13 protein-coding genes and 1 pseudogene are annotated in these 13,569 nt (G+C 68.9%); 8 read left to right on the top strand and 6 right to left on the bottom strand.

All coding sequences use genetic code 11. The features are described from left to right. Nucleotides 1-128: 128 nt before the first annotated feature. From ACZ4SA_RS21975 to ACZ4SA_RS21960, 4 genes are all read left to right on the top strand, one after another. Complete coding sequence (locus ACZ4SA_RS21975) at nucleotides 129-1,361, top strand: MFS transporter (protein WP_468277036.1); 1,233 nt, start codon at nucleotides 129-131, stop codon at nucleotides 1,359-1,361. A gap of 3 nt (nucleotides 1,362-1,364) precedes the next feature. Continuing rightward, a complete protein-coding gene (locus tag ACZ4SA_RS21970) occupies nucleotides 1,365-1,979 on the top strand; it encodes an HAD family hydrolase (protein WP_468277033.1) in 615 nt (204 codons plus the stop codon). Further along, nucleotides 1,976-2,563 carry a GPP34 family phosphoprotein gene (locus ACZ4SA_RS21965; protein ID WP_468277031.1) on the top strand — a complete coding sequence of 196 codons (588 nt, stop codon included), beginning with the start codon at nucleotides 1,976-1,978 and terminating at the stop codon, nucleotides 2,561-2,563. The genes ACZ4SA_RS21970 and ACZ4SA_RS21965 overlap by 4 nt, the downstream gene beginning before the upstream one ends. A 273-nt stretch (nucleotides 2,564-2,836) precedes the next feature. Further along, nucleotides 2,837-2,998 (top strand): hypothetical protein, encoded by a 162-nt coding sequence (locus tag ACZ4SA_RS21960; RefSeq protein ID WP_468277028.1) that lies wholly within the window; start codon nucleotides 2,837-2,839, stop codon nucleotides 2,996-2,998. Nucleotides 2,999-3,273: 275 nt separating this feature from the next. Here ACZ4SA_RS21960 and ACZ4SA_RS21955 read toward each other — a convergent pair whose 3' ends face one another. Together ACZ4SA_RS21955 and ACZ4SA_RS21950 are read right to left on the bottom strand one after the other, a co-directional pair. Next, nucleotides 3,274-5,421 (bottom strand): DUF1996 domain-containing protein, encoded by a 2,148-nt coding sequence (locus tag ACZ4SA_RS21955; protein ID WP_468277026.1) that lies wholly within the window; start codon nucleotides 5,419-5,421, stop codon nucleotides 3,274-3,276. A gap of 734 nt (nucleotides 5,422-6,155) precedes the next feature. Next, nucleotides 6,156-6,767 (bottom strand): TetR/AcrR family transcriptional regulator, encoded by a 612-nt coding sequence (locus ACZ4SA_RS21950; protein ID WP_468277023.1) that lies wholly within the window; start codon nucleotides 6,765-6,767, stop codon nucleotides 6,156-6,158. Nucleotides 6,768-6,847: 80 nt separating this feature from the next. Here ACZ4SA_RS21950 and ACZ4SA_RS21945 point away from each other — a divergent pair, with 80 nt between their 5' ends. Further along, nucleotides 6,848-7,270: a DUF1707 SHOCT-like domain-containing protein gene (locus ACZ4SA_RS21945; RefSeq protein WP_468277021.1), complete on the top strand. Its 423-nt coding sequence runs from the start codon at nucleotides 6,848-6,850 to the stop codon at nucleotides 7,268-7,270. 183 nt (nucleotides 7,271-7,453) lie between these two features. Here ACZ4SA_RS21945 and ACZ4SA_RS21940 read toward each other — a convergent pair whose 3' ends face one another. The 4 genes and pseudogenes from ACZ4SA_RS21940 to ACZ4SA_RS21925 all read right to left on the bottom strand — a co-directional run bounded on the left by ACZ4SA_RS21940 (nucleotide 7,454) and on the right by ACZ4SA_RS21925 (nucleotide 10,695). Further along, the gene (locus ACZ4SA_RS21940) at nucleotides 7,454-7,927 is read right to left on the bottom strand and encodes a diadenosine tetraphosphate hydrolase (protein WP_468277018.1); all 474 of its coding nucleotides are present in this window, start codon (nucleotides 7,925-7,927) and stop codon (nucleotides 7,454-7,456) included. A gap of 273 nt (nucleotides 7,928-8,200) precedes the next feature. Then, complete coding sequence (locus ACZ4SA_RS21935; protein WP_468277017.1) at nucleotides 8,201-9,295, bottom strand: hypothetical protein; 1,095 nt, start codon at nucleotides 9,293-9,295, stop codon at nucleotides 8,201-8,203. A 365-nt stretch (nucleotides 9,296-9,660) separates the two neighbouring features. Beyond that, nucleotides 9,661-9,870, bottom strand: a complete 210-nt coding sequence (locus tag ACZ4SA_RS21930; protein WP_468277015.1) for a DUF397 domain-containing protein — start codon at nucleotides 9,868-9,870, stop codon at nucleotides 9,661-9,663. Further along, nucleotides 9,852-10,695, bottom strand: a pseudogene (locus ACZ4SA_RS21925) (helix-turn-helix domain-containing protein). Before ACZ4SA_RS21925 ends, ACZ4SA_RS21930 begins: the two are co-directional and overlap by 19 nt. 216 nt (nucleotides 10,696-10,911) lie before the next feature. On the opposite strand from ACZ4SA_RS21925, the gene ACZ4SA_RS21920 reads away from it, so the two are divergent. From ACZ4SA_RS21920 to ACZ4SA_RS21910, 3 genes are all read left to right on the top strand, one after another. Next, nucleotides 10,912-11,160 (top strand): hypothetical protein, encoded by a 249-nt coding sequence (locus ACZ4SA_RS21920; RefSeq protein ID WP_468277012.1) that lies wholly within the window; start codon nucleotides 10,912-10,914, stop codon nucleotides 11,158-11,160. After that, nucleotides 11,157-11,387, top strand: coding sequence for a hypothetical protein (locus ACZ4SA_RS21915; protein WP_468277010.1), 231 nt, complete (start codon nucleotides 11,157-11,159; stop codon nucleotides 11,385-11,387). Before ACZ4SA_RS21920 ends, ACZ4SA_RS21915 begins: the two co-directional genes overlap by 4 nt. A 629-nt stretch (nucleotides 11,388-12,016) precedes the next feature. Continuing rightward, nucleotides 12,017-13,183, top strand: a complete 1,167-nt coding sequence (locus tag ACZ4SA_RS21910; RefSeq protein ID WP_468277008.1) for a PP2C family protein-serine/threonine phosphatase — start codon at nucleotides 12,017-12,019, stop codon at nucleotides 13,181-13,183. Nucleotides 13,184-13,569 lie beyond the last annotated feature (386 nt).

Below are 13,569 nucleotides of genomic sequence, written 5' to 3'. Positions count from 1 at the left end.
GCACATCAGAACTGTTGATACGAACAACTTCAGTGAGTAGTGTTCGGTCTCGCTGCGTGAATCCGAAGCATGTTTCGCACGTCGGTCATGTTCGTTCAATAGTCAAGGATGAAACGACGAGGAGAGCGATGCCCGCAACCAGTAAGGCCGACCTGCCGGACGCGGGAAGGCCGCTCCTCACCACCGTCGCGATCATCGCCTCGTGCGTGGCGTTCGTGGTGATCGGAGCCCTGCAGGCGCTCTACGGTCCGGCGATCCCGGCGCTGCGTGACGAGTACGGCCTCAGCCCGGCCGTGGCCGGGCTGAGCCTCAGCGCACACTTCATCGGCGCACTCCTGGGTGTGCTGATCTACCACGTACTGCGGGGCCGTCTGAGCAACCGCGTGCTGCTCGGCGGCTCCTACGTGCTCATGGCGGCCGGCGCGGCCGGCTTCGCGTTCTCCCCGAGCTGGAGCCTCGCCCTGATCGGCACTTTCGTCATCGGTTTGGGCTTCGGCGGCATCGACTACGGCCTGAACCAGCTCTTCGCCATCGGCTTCGGCCGCCGCAGCACCGCCATGCTCAACCTGCTCAACGGCCACTTCGGTGTCGGCGCCATCGCCGGCCCGGCCCTGATCGGCTGGCTCGGAGCGGCGAACTACCCGGCGATCTTCATCGGCATCGGCGTGCTCTGCGTGCTGATCCTTTTCACGCTGGGCGGGGTGGCCGCCAAGGAGCCCGAGCCGGCCGCGGTGGAAGGCGCTTCGGCCGGCGGGGCCCGGGTCCTTCCGATCATCGCCGTGTTCATCGGCATCTACGTGCTGCACGTGGCCATCGAGACCGGGGTCGGCGGCTGGGAGCCCACCCATCTCGAAGCGGTGGGCTACGGCGCCGCCACCGCCGCGACGGCGACGTCGGCGTACTGGGCCGCGATGACGATCGGCCGGTTCATCGCCGCCCCGCTCAGCCTGCGCTTCTCCGCACCGGCGATCCTGATCGTCTGCTGCGCCGGCATGGCGGGCTTCCTGCTCCTGGCGACCGTTCCGGCGCTCGCCCCCTACGCCTACCTCGGCGTCGGCCTGATGATCGCGCCCATCTTCCCGACCTGTCTGCCCTGGCTGAACCGCGCCGTGCCCAGCGTGGCCGCCGCCGGCGCCTATGTGATCGCCGCCTCGATGATCGGCGGCGTGGCCTTCCCGCCGCTGCTCGGCGGGGTGATCGACACAATGGACGTCAAGGCGGTGCCGCTGGTGCTGTTCGGGCTCGCCGTGGCCTGCGCGGTGCTGAGCCTGTGGCTGCGCAAGAACGCACCCGATCCCGACGGTCTCTCCCGCCCACGCGAAGCGGAGCGGACGAACGCCGTCGCAACCCAAGGAACCTGAGGCATGAAAGCCGTTCTCTTCGACATGTTCGGCGTCATAGCGCGCGTCCAGTCACCCGAGTCCCAAGCCGTGCTGGAACGCACGGCAGGCGGTGAACGGGACCGGTTCTGGGAGGCGTACTGGTCCCAGCGCGCCCCCTACGACCGCGGCGACGTGACCGGTCCCGCGTACTGGAAGGGAGTCTGTGCCGCGCTGGGAATCCCGTTCGACGCGCGCCTGACTGACGACCTGATCGCCGCCGACCTCGCCAGCTGGAGTGAGGTCGACCCGCGCAGCGTCGACCTGCTCGGCACCCTCGCCGGCCGCGGAATCACCTGCGGTCTGCTCTCCAACATCCCCGAGGAACTGGCCGTCCGGTACGAAACCAGCCAGCCCTGGCTGGAGCACTTCTCGGTGGTCGGCTTCTCCTGCCGGATCGGCAGCGCCAAGCCCGAACCGGCCGCCTACCAGTGGTGCGTCAGGGAACTGGGACTGCCCCCTGAGGAGATCCTGTTCGTCGACGACCGGGCCGAGAATGTCCGGGCCGCGCAGGAACTGGGTCTCCAGGGGCACGTGTTCACCTCCCCCGCCGAACTGGAGGCCGCACTGCTTACCACGCTGGAGGCTGCGTCGCAGTGACGGCGACACCGTTGCTCTTCGCGCTCTGCGCCGCCACGCAGGGCTGTTTCCCGCCACCGCGCCGGGAGATCGAGACGGGGCGCGGTCTGGCGGGAGCGCTCCTGCTCCAGGGCGCGCTGGCCGGCCGGCTGGAACTGTACGCGGACCGGGTCCAATTGACAGGATCGGGCGGCACAGGTGATCCGGCGCTGGACGATGCGCTGGCGCAGCTCGGCCGCTCAGCCCGGCAACGGGACCCGGCCGACTGGGTGGAGCGCCTGGGCCCCTGGGCACTGGCCCGGCTGCACCCGGGGTCAGCCCTGCGCCCGAGCCGCGCTGCCCCGGACCTGGCGCTGACGCAGGTGCGGGACGCGGTGCGGGAGCCGGCGGGCGAACGGCTCCCGGCGGTCGCCGCAGGGGCCCTGCTGGCGGCTTCCGGACTGCACGGCGTGGGATGGCCCGGTCTGACGGCGGCTGAGGCGGAGCGGCGTACCGCACGGGCGGTGGCCTCGCTCGGGGTCGCCGGCGCGCCCGTGGCCCGAGCCTCGGCGGCCGTCGCCGATTCCCGGGCATCCTCGGCCGCCGCTCTGGCCTTTTTCGGTTAGCCATTCCTGTCTGCCGCGGACGGCGCCGAGACGCTCCGCGAGCGTCGGCCAAACTAGATTCATTGCCCCAAGATCCCTCTTGTCAGGGCCGGTTCGAATGTTTTCGTATGAGTGAGCAGGCGGCACCGAGAAACTCCCCAGTGCACCGGGTGAGAAAATCCGGACCGCTCCCATCCGGCATCAAGCCGCATTCCTTTCTATTCCCTTGGACGTGACGTGCGTTATTTTCCGTCCATATCTCGACGTTTTGCGTGACCCGTGTGAGAGGGACCGATGGATACCAAAGATGTTACCGACCACATCTATTACCCCGTCAGCGACCGCAAGATGGACCGCGGTGAGGGCGTCTACCTCTACAACGAGGACGGCAAGCGCTACCTCGACTGCGCATCGGCGACCTTACGCACCGCGCGACGGCGCAGCTCAAGCGGGTAACGGGAAGGTCGTGCCATGACTCAATCCTTACACGGAATCGAGGCCTCCACCCGACACGGGGCGGTTCACGGTGTCACTCCCGGCGCCGTCGGAACGATGCTCGGCATCCACTCCGGCGGTGGGCTCGCCGGGGCCCTGGTCGCCGCACGGGCCCACCGATACTTCACGCCGAAAAAGGTGAGCCGCGATGACGGGCGGGGCCCCGACGCCGTGAGCCCTGGACGGACCCGCGAGACTCCGGGTGCGGCCAGGGCCGGGTCACACCGTTGGCGTCCTCAACGTCCGGCGGTCCCACGTCGGTTGCTGGTGCGCAGAAGCACGATTCCCACGATCAGCAGCATTGCTCCGGCCGCGGAAGGCCACAGCTGAGCGCCGGTGGCGGCGAGTCCGCCGCCACCGCCCTGCGGTTGGCTGCCGGCTTGGGTCTCGCTGCCGGCCTGGGTTCCGCTGCCGGCCTGGGTTCCGCTGCCGGCCGGCGACTCGCCGCCGGCGCCGGGCGCCGGGGCGTTCTCACCGGTCTGCGGTGTGGCCTGCGTACCGGGAGTGGGCTTGGCCGACCCGGTGAGCACCCCGGGCTGCTGAGCATCGTCCGCCGCGTCCGGCTTGGCCTGACCGCCAGTTGTGCCGGGATCCGAGCCGGTCGAATCCCCCGGCTCCTGCACGTCACCCGTGGCATCCGGCTTGGCCTGCCCGCCGGTTGTTCCAGCATCCCCACCGCCACCCGCGGGCCCTCGGTTGCCCGTCGACGGGTCCGCCGGTTTGCCGGGCTCAACGGGGTCACTGGGCTCGGCGGGCTGCCCGGGGTTCCCAGGGGTTCGGGTCTCGCCAGGCTCAGTCGGATCGCCCGGATCCGCGGGGTTCCCGGGCTCAGCGGGCTCAGCGGGCTCAGCGGGCTCAGCGGGCTCAGCGGGATCCTCACCGTCACCGGTTTCGATGGGGTTCGCAGGTTCGCTGGGTTCCGCGGGGCCGTCGGGCCCGCACTCACGGCCGTCGTTGATGCAGTCCACCAGCTCCCGCATAAGACTGTCGTCGAAGACGTTGATGAAATCGCCGTGGTCGGTGACCGGCTTGTGCAGCTGCTCCGGGAAGGAGTCGACCGCGAACGCGGACCGGTTGTCCTTGTCGAAGACGGGGGGCGGAACGTCGTAGACGATGCGCTGCACCAGCTGCGGAATGGTCCGGAAACCGTTCTGGCATCTGCCGTTCTCGTCCGCGAAGGCGACATGGGTGCGGTGATTGGCGCTGTCGGTGTTCTGGCCGTCCCAGCAGCTCTGGAACTTGAACGTCCGGACGACCTTGCTGCCCTGCGGGCAGACCGGGTACTTGTCCTTCAGCTGACGGTCCTCGAATCCGGTGCAGCTCCAGGACGCGTTGGCGTTCGCGTTGCCGTTGACGAAAGCCTTGGCGTCACCGGTGATGATCCGCAGAAATCGCGGCATCGCCGTGACCTTGGAGACCGGACTTCCCACGAATTTCAGTGTGACCTGGGTCGGCGTCAGGATCTTTCCGACGTTCTTGTCCTTGCCGCCGCCGTCGGCCTGGGCGTCATTCTCGTCCTGTCCGTTCTGCAGTCGCAGGACCGGCCAGTAGTAGGTCGACCTGTCGCCCTGGTTACGGCAGGTGGTGGCGCCGCCGGCGAGATCGTCGTCGCTCGCGAACGCGTCGTTCGCCTGGTTGCCCACGTAGTCGTGCATGTGGTGCGCGCCGTTGCTCACACCGGGGGCGACGATCACATTGTCCGGGTTGAACTTGCCGTTCTCGTTCCGGCCGCAGTCCGTGGCGAAAGTGCCGCGCGAGGCGTCGCCGAGTTCGCGAGGGCTGCGCACATTCGGCTGGACGGAGGCGATGTCGACGAAGTCGGACGCCTCGGGGCCATTGCCGGCCTGACCGCCGCTGCCCTGGTCTCCCGCACCGTTACCGTTGTTCTGGCCACCCTCGCCGTCGCCGTTGTTCTGCCCGTCGCCCTGGTCCTGGCCGTTGCCCTCTCCGCCGCCTGTGCGGTCCGCGTCATCCACCTGCAGGGTGCACGGGGCCATCGCCTCCAGCCCCTGCGGGCGCTCCCCGGCCACACTACCGATGGCTGTGGCAATGCGGTCGATGCTCGTCGTGCGCTTGCTCTTCAGCGGTTCGAGGATGGCCTTCCGGGTGAACTCCGGATCCCGCTCAACCTGTTCCTTCTGGTCGACGAACCGCTCGTACGCCTCGGTGATCTGGCTGTCCAGCGTGGCCAGTTCGCGGTCGACCTCCGGCCTCGCCGCATCCGGCACCTCGAGGAGCCCGTTCGCGACCTCGGGACACTTGATGGTGGAAGCTTCGGCTCCGAAAGTCTGCGTCTGCTCGTTGCGACCGTCGGACCGGAGCCCCCAGCCCTCGCCGGCGGAAGCATAGGAGTTGACCGCGATCAGTCCACCTCCGCCCAGCATCAGCGCGATTGAGGCAGCGAATACTCTGCCGCCGCTCCTCGAGCGTCTTCGCGAGGTACGTGTCACGGGAACTCCTGTGCGTCGTTGCTGATCGGCAGATGGAGGCTGCGCCCAAAATACATACGGAAGCGGCCCCCTTCGTGTTCAACGCACACTGCAATTCACAACTGCACAGCCATCCGCAGCTCGCCACGGCCTGACGGTAGTGCGCCTCTCATACGACACCAACTGGCGCACCGTACAACGACGTGCGGACCTGACACGACGCCTGCCCCTCCTCCCCCGACCGGACCGCTGCCACTCCTGACTCGGCCCGGGTCACCGGGCCGCGGAAGAACCCGGTGTGCGAAGGGCCCGGGATCGCGGTGAGTCGGGACGTCCGACCACTCGTCAGCCGTTGAGCGTGGGGACGGCGCACAGTGCCAGGCGTCTCGCCCTGGGCGAGCACGTGTACGCGTACGGTGCCGGGCACTGCCTCGTGGGCCGGCTGTTGCAACCTGGTCAGGGCAGGACAGCCACGGAAGTGGGCACGGAGTGGCGCAGGCGGTGGCGTCCTGCCGGATCCGTGGAACCCGGCGCCCACCCGACGCGACAGCCGGGCCATCAACCGCCCACGAGCAGAAATCCCCGATCTCAACGAGCAGAAAAGGGTCCGTCAGCAAGCTGACGCCGCAGGCACTCTGCACTCGGCATGCTCACACCCATCGAATTGGAGCTGAAGACGACCCCCTCGATCATCTGAACTCCGGCAACTCGACTCCACGCAAGGCGGGCACATCAGGCGGGATCAGGGTTTCGAGCGCCTGGTCGAGGACGGTGAGCAGGTGCTCGCATTCCTGCGGGGCGTACAGCATGCGCAGTGCCAGACCGTCGGACAGTGCGATGACGGCGTCGGCGATGGCCACGGTGCGGGCCTGGTGTCCGGCCGACTCCAGCCAGGCAGTGAGCGCCTGGCGGATGTCCTGGTCGACCTGTCGCCGGATCACGGCGAGGCGGGGGTGGTGTGCCGCGTGGACGGCGAAGGCCAGTTGCACGGTGGCCTCTGCGCGTCGCTCGGCGTCCACGGGGAGCGTGGCCAGGATCAGGTCAAGCAACGCCTGGCGCAGCGGCACTGCGGTGTTCACGTCGGCCATCCGACGCTCGATGCGTTCGCCGGCCAGCTCGGCGGCGAAGGTGAGCATCTCGTCCTTGGTGCGGAAGTACTTCTGCACGGCGCCGGGAGAGCGGCCTGCGGCAGCGGCCACGGTACGCACGCTGACCTCGTCGAGCCCGCGTTCCGCGACCAGTTGAAGCAGGGCCGCACCGATCTGCCGGCGCTGTTCCTCCCGGTCGACGGTCCTTGGCATGAGTCACGCTCCCACCTTTAGAATACAATCGTATCCTAAAGCTCATCGATTCAGGCGCACAGCGCCGAAGGGGGAGAGCGATGGACGACCGACACGAAAGAGCCGTACCTGCTGTGCGTGTCTCGGACCATGACCGCGACGACGTGCTCGCTGCGCTGGCGGCGGCGCTGGCCGAGGGACGAATCGACCCGCACGAGCATGAGACCCGTTCGCAACGCGCCCTGCGTGCGCGTACCGCCGATGAACTCGCCGCGCTCACGTCCGACCTGCCCGCACCAGCGCCGAGCCGCGCGGAGCAGGACCGCAAGGACCTCAGGGAATGGCTGGCCGAGTGGCGCTACTGGCTCGGCGGTGCAGTGATCATGTCCGGGATCTGGGGCGCCCGCTGTGCACAGAAGGGAGAACTGACGTCCTACTGGCCACTGACACCGCTGGGCGTGTGGGCGGCCGTTCTGATTGCCGTCGCCATCTGGCCGCGTGGTGCAGACAACCGCCGTGAGTAGGCCGGGGACCGCTCTCCCCGTTGCAGGAGCGCCGCCCACCGACGCGCTCTGGCTGCCCGCACCTGCCCGGTCTGCGAGGGCATCTTCACCGCGAAACCCCGACTCCGGCAGATCGACTTCGGCTGACCGTCACCGATGACCGGGCCCGCCGACCTGACGGTCGGCGGGCCCACAACGGTCAGGTCAGGAGCGCAGCTGGTCCAGTTCGCTGCTGATCGCATCTCGCAGCACGTCATGCTGCGGACCGAGCCTGAACTGCTCGTCACTCCACCGTTCACGCGGATAGAGCCACACCGGAGCACCCACCACATCGGCCGGCTCCCAGTCGAACCGCGGCCAGACATGCGCATGCAAAAACCGGTCCGTGTTCCCCAGGATCTCCAGGTTGACCCGTCGGAAAGCCGGGTCCAGCCGCCGACAGGCACGTTCGACCGCCTCACCGAGCTGGTCCATGTCAGACAGGAACGACAGCCTCTTCGCCTTCGGCAGGTCCGACAGCCGCTGCACATCCGGTTCGTCCACGAGCAGAACCGAGTAGCCCGGCAGGAACTGAACATCCCCGATTGCCGCGAACCCCGACGTCAACCGTCGCAGCACGGTCGGGTTCTCGCCCCTCAGCGCCGTCCCGATCCGATCCATCCGCCAGTCACCAGTCATGGCCAAAACCTACATTCCGGGGTTCGACCGCCCTGGGCGTCCTCTCCGGCGGCAACCACGTCGACGAGCCCTGCGGGGACTCGGACGGGCAAGCTGACCGCCGCTCCTATTTCACGCAGCGTACGGAGCCCAGTCCCGCCGGGTCGGCGGGAAGGTGCAGGGCGGCCGCGGTCTCGGCGAGTTCGGCCGCCGCACGGTCGGCCGCTTCACCGCCCGGGCAGCCCTGGCTGACGCGCTGCGCCCGGAGGCATGCGAAAGGCTCATCGAGGGCCGTCAGCGCCAGTTCGGGTGGACGGTGCGGCCGGGGAGCTCCAGGCCGGTGCAGCCCCGGAGCTCGGCCTGGTCCGCCGCGAACTCGTTGAGGAGGTGCCGCACCTCGCTCATCAGCAGCACCGATCGGGAGCTGTCCCGGGCGTAGCTGTTGGCGAGGTAGTTGGCGGACTCCCCGCCACATCGAGCCTTGGCCCGGCCGAAGTTCTCGCCGAGCAACGCGTCGCTGGAGCTGTGCCCCTTCGGGATCCGTACGTTGGCCGAGAGCAGCCTCTCGAAGGGCTCCTCCGCCCAATCTCCGTACCAGCCCGTGAAGTTCACGGCGGACTCGCCCGTCCCGGAGTCGATCAGCGAGCAGCTGGTGATCGGGGCCCTCTCGTCCGTGGGCGCGACCACCTGCCACTCCTTGCCTGACGGACTCCTGGGCAGCGTGTCCAGGGCCAGCCAGCCGCACATTGTGCCCTCCGCCTGGCTCAGGGACAGCTTCCGGACGGGTTCGACGCGGCCCGGCAGCGGCAGCGGGTCGGCCCCGCAGCCGAGCTCGGCGTTGGCGCCGTTGGCGATGCGTACGGCCGTGCGCAGGGACTGCGGCGAGGGGCCGCTCTCCACCCCGTGGGTGTACACGTTGGTGACGAGGCGTGGCTTGCGGCCCTCGGCGTCGTGGCCGAGCTTCGGACACTCCTGAATGATCACCGGGCCGAACCTGCCGTAGAAACCAGGCACGGATCTGGGATAGGCGTAGTGGAGGTCTCTCGGGATGGTGAACTCCATGTCCAGCGGACCCAGCGGCTCACCCGTGTCGGTCTCTGCCTCGACCTTGAGGACGAAGTGCCGGCCGTCGCTCTCGTTCACCCCGCATCTGAGCATGCCCTGCCCGGAACCGAAGGTGTCCTTGGCGGCCTGCAGCCGTTCGTTCGGCAGCAGTTCGGCGAGATCATCGCCCGACAGGTTTCCCCCGCACAGCATCGCGGCGTACCACCAGGGCTGCCACACCGGCTTGGCCGACCAGCCGACGCCTGCCACGACGGCGAGCACCACCGCCACGATGCCGAGCACCCGCCTGCTGGGCAGCCACCGCCCCCGTATCCCCGTTGCCATGACCTGCACTCTCTCCTGTCCCCAGCCCTCTCTCGACGAGCGCAGCCTATGTGGCACGCGCACTCGACGGGCCGCGGGGTCAGGCATCGGTCAGCTCATCGGTCGGATCACCAATCGACAGGTGCTCCGCCGGCAGCACACCCCGGAAGCGTGGACCGACCTGCTCAAGCGTCATGGATTCAGCAACATCCATGCCTTGGTGCTCGATGCTCCCGAGCCGAACAAGCTCGGCACCCTCTTGGTGCGGGCCCACACCAGCGCATGAAGGGACAGGCGCCGTCGTCGCCGAGTACAACTGCTGCGCGGTGGCGGCGGACAGAACGGCTCCGCGACCGGGACAGATCGCGGGGCCGCTGCCTTGCGTTTCAGTCGCTCAACTGCCCGTCCCTGATGGCCGAAACGAAGGAAGTCCAGCCGACGGTCGGGAACACGAGGACCGGGCCGTGCGGAATCTTGCTGTCTCGTACCGGGACGGCCGCGGCGATGTCGTCAGAGACCTCGACGCACGCCCCACCGTCCTGGTTGCTGTAGCTGCTCTTGCGCCAGGACGCGGCAGTCAGGTCGATGGATCGCACGTTGCTTCCTCCAACATCCGCAGGATGAACTTGCGCGACTCAGCTGGGGTGAGTGCCAGGTCGCGCACCGCATCGTACGTCTTCTGCAAACGCACAACAGGGCCGGAGTCCTCGATGAGTTCGCCCTGATAGCCATTCTCGGTATACGCCACGGTCCTGCCTTCCGGAAGAAGGAGATACCACATGTCGGCGCTCACGAGGCCGTGCAGCCCGGCACTCTGAAGAAGCACATGGACTGTCACATTGGGACGCTCCGCCGCCTCCCCCAGATACTCAAGCTGCCCCCCGCCATTCCCCCACATCCCGCAACGGCGTCCGCAGCACCGCCTCCGACAGGATCGTCCGGAACGGCGGCGCATCCTCACCCTCCAACAGCTCCCGCCGCCCCATCCGCGCCTCGACCTGCTGCTCAAGCTCCTTCCCCTTGAGCCCGCCCGCCGCCAGCACCTCCCGCGCGTACCCCGATGTCTGCAACAACCCCGGCAGCACGCTCACCGCGAAGTGCCACAGGCTCACCGCCTCCGCCTCCAGCGCCATGTACCGCCGGTACCGCTCGCGGAACTGCGTATGGTCCCCGGCGGCCAGCTCCCACAGCGCCAGCAGCAGCCCCGGCGTCCCGTAGTGCGTGTCCAGCGCCTGGACGACCTCAGGGCTGCCGAGCGTCTCGCCCTTCTCCATCTTGCCGAACAACGACCAGTCCCAGCCGAGCCGTTCGCCGAGCGCCCGCAGGCTCGTCCCGCTCCCCGCCCGTAACGTCCGCAGCTCCTCGGCGAACCGCTGACGGGGCTCCTGGCTGCGGCCGGTGACGACGCGTCGCTGCGGCATACCGCTGCTCCCTCCGGGACGTGCGTGTGACCGATGTGGAACGTGTGGAACCACCTCCGTGCGACGGGGAAGCACCACCCCGTCCACGACCCGGTCGCCCACATCCGGACGCATTCTCGTAACGACCGGACTACACAGCGTAATTCAGCCGGCGCTACCCGGTCGTGGAATCAGCGGAACCGCACCGCCCCGCCCACCCCACCGACGAGGACCCACATGAACCCCACCGCTCGCACCCCCCACACTCCCCACACCCCCAAGATCCAGGAAGCGATCGAAGCCCGCGACGCCCTCGCCGCCGCCCTGTCCCAGGCCGGCATCCAGCTCCCCGCGATGGACATCCGCACCCCCTGGGCCGACGACCGCAAGGCCGACGCCCAGTACGCGCTCGTCCACCTCGGCGTGTGCTCGGCCCCCGTCGCCCATCTGCTCGCGGACGTGATCACGAAGGGGATCGCCGGGTGACACAGGACGCCGATGAGACGCCCACCCTCGGCGTGGCCGTCCACGACAGCGCACACGACCGCGTCGGACGCGTCATGGGCCACGAGGGCCCGTACGTCCAGGTCCGCCCGCTCGCCGGGGGCCGCGCATGGGACGCCGAGCCCGACCACCTCCGCCCCCTCACCCAGGACGAGCTGCTGAGCGCCCTCGTCGCCGAAGTGAACGCCCGGAGCAGACAGCCCGGATGACGGCACCACTCCCGGTCCGAAGCCGCACCCCGTCACCCGCCCGCCACCCCGCCCCGGCCGGCTCCGTGCCGATCCCCTCCCCGTGATCGACTGCGGGCCCTGCAGCCCTGGCGAGAACCGCCACCGGCACATCGGGAACGATCAGGTCCGGGGAGCTTGCGAGCGTCCCCGGACGGTCGTTCGGCGCAACTCCCGTGGCGACGCCCAACTCCGATTTCTGGCGTCCTGTTCATGCCCGTGCCGGGCCGTGCCCGGCACGGGCGGATGAGGAGTGGACGGTCCTCGCTCGCCGGTACCCCTGGCCCGGACGCTGACCGCACGGACGGCCGATGCGTAGCTCATCTGCCGTCACCAGTGCGCCTACTCGCACACCACGGGCGTCACCACCGCCTCTTCCCCGGCCATCACCGCACCACCCCGCTCATCAAGGGCCGTGGCAGCGGCGCCGGCGCCTCCACCGGCGGGATTCGCGCGGCCCTGGCACGTCGAGACATACGCGCCTGGGTGCCGCAGCGCCGCGTCCGTGGAGCAAGGCGCCGTGTTTCATGTGAGGCCTGGAGGCCGACGGCGGCGTCGGCGCACAAGGGCGTCAAGTGGAATGCTCAGCTTCAGCGAGGGAGGCTGTACCCATGGGGTTGCACCTCCGCTCACCTTTGCGACCAGGGGCAGGCGGTCACGGCCAGATCCTGTTCGCTCTGGCGCGGTGTGTGCCGTTCGCGCTCGCGCTGGCCGTGCTGGTCATGGAGTTCACGCCGGCACACTTCGTCTATACGGGCCCCTTTCTCGTGGCGACGCCTGCGCTGGCCGCGGTGACAATGGGCCCCAAGGGCACCCTCTCGGCCGCGGCTCTCGCGTTGGCGATCAGCGTGACCACGGCCACCTACAACCAGGCCTGGGGCACCCTGCAGGTCTATACCAACTTCTTGGCTCTGGCCCTGGTGACCGTGGCCGGATTCCTCACGAGCCGCACCGTCCAGACACGCAGGGACGGTGAACTCGACCAGGTGCGCCGGATCGCGGTGGCAGCGCAGATGGTCATCCTGCGCCCCGTCCCCGAGTACCTGGGCCAAGTGCGGGCGGCCAGCCTGGGCCTCGCCGCTGGGACGGGCGCACAGATCGGTGGTGACCTGTACGCGGCCGCGAGTACGCCCTACGGCGTACGGCTGATGGTGGGCGACGTCCGAGGCAAAGGGCTGGGCGCCGTGCACGCGGTGGCGGTGGCGCTGGGCGCGTTTCGAGAGTTCGCACACTACGAGGACGACCTCGTGGAGGTCATGAACCGCTGCTCGGCTGCGCTGCGACGGGAGGTCGCCGTGCCGGGGACCTACAATCAGGAAGTGCAGATGGAGGGATTCACCACCGCGCTCCTCGCCCAGGTGCCGGACGAACACGTGGTGTACCTGGTCAACCGTGGTCATCCGCCTCCGCTGATGCTGCACCAGGGCAGGGTCGAAACCCTGATGCCCGCCTCGCCACTGCCGCCTCTTGGCCTGGAAGACCTCTTCACCGGCCCTCCCGCCAAGCCCCAGAGCTATCCGTTTTCACCCGGTGACCGCCTGCTGCTGTACACCGACGGCGTGATCGAGGCCCGCAACCGCGACAACGACTTCTTCGCCCTGACACAGGCCATGGAGGAGATACCCGCAAGCACCACCCCGTCGGAGTTCCTGGAAGAACTGCACCAGGCACTGATCCGCCACACCGAGGGCCCCCTGGCGGACGATGTGGCGGTGATCCTCGTTGACCGGCTCGACGAAGAAGACGGCAAGCACGGCGGTGCAGTCGCCGCCCGATGATGTGACAGGCCGCATTGACTGTCCCTCCCGCGCACAGCCCCGTCCTGGGGCTCGCTTCAAGCAGCGGGCATTGCCCGGGGCAGACCAAGGGCTCGGAGCCGGGCCGGATGCACCAAAGTCCAGCGGCAGCCTCACCGTCACCATCAGTGGCTCTGGTTACGCTGCGCGACCCAGTCACGGCGAGCCTCGGGGCACCTGTGCTGCAAGACCCGGGCGATCCGCACAGAGAAGGCCCGAAGGGCGTCCTCGCCCAACTCCACTCGGCAGACTCCAGGGGGACAGAAGGCCCGCCGTCACGGCCCGAGGGCCCGGCACATGCGGCCCCGGTGGTCGGGGCGAGTACCACCGCACTCACCCGACGGTCCCCTTGCCGCCGCACGTATCGT

Source organism: Streptomyces sp. NPDC027962 (genome assembly GCF_055566095.1).
Note: the sequence above shows the minus strand (reverse complement) of the source record. Positions and strands in the feature narration are given on the sequence as shown.